Source organism: Streptomyces sp. SID13726, assembly GCF_010548375.1.
In the GTDB taxonomy this organism is placed as follows: domain Bacteria; phylum Actinomycetota; class Actinomycetes; order Streptomycetales; family Streptomycetaceae; genus Streptomyces.
Genome location: NZ_JAAGLY010000203.1, coordinates 1 through 566 on the forward strand (window position 1 = coordinate 1; position 566 = coordinate 566).

The 566-nt window shown below is 74.0% G+C and carries 1 protein-coding gene; it reads left to right on the forward strand.

What is annotated here, in order from left to right:
- Window positions 1-225: 225 nt before the first annotated feature.
- A partial coding sequence (locus tag G3I78_RS47175) for an HAD family hydrolase (protein WP_203616497.1) occupies window positions 226-566 on the forward strand: 341 nt, incomplete at its 3' end.

Consider the following 566-nt stretch of genomic DNA (forward strand, 5'->3'; position numbering starts at 1 on the left):
ACCGCGGCGCGCAGGTCCGTGCCGAGCTCGGTGCCGCCGGGCTCGCGCGTCAGCACGACCTCGCGCCCCGTGAGCTCGCCGAGCCACTGCCCGAGCAGGCGGGACTGGGTGGACTTGCCGACGCCGTCGCCGCCCTCGAACGAGATGAAGTACCCGGGTGCGCTCACGGCGTCCACCCTATCCGCGCCGTCGGACACGCGTACGGCCGCGGGCTAGCCTCGGGGCATGCCCGACCCCGTTGCCGCCCGTTCCCTGCCCTCTCCCGGCGTCGCGTTCGCCGGACGCACGTTCGACGCCGTCCTGTTCGACATGGACGGCACGCTCATCGACTCCGTCCCGGCCGTGAACCGGAGCTGGCGCCGAATGGCGTCCGAGCACGGGCTCCCCGACCCCGACGACTTCCAGATTCCGCACGGGACCCCTGCCCGCACCCTCATCGCGACCCTCCTGCCCGCCGACCGCGTGGAGGCCGCGTTCGAGCGCATCCACGAGCTCGAGCTCGAGGACACCGACGGCGTGACGATCCTGCCCGGGACGCGCGACGCGCTCGCCACGCTGCCGCAGGC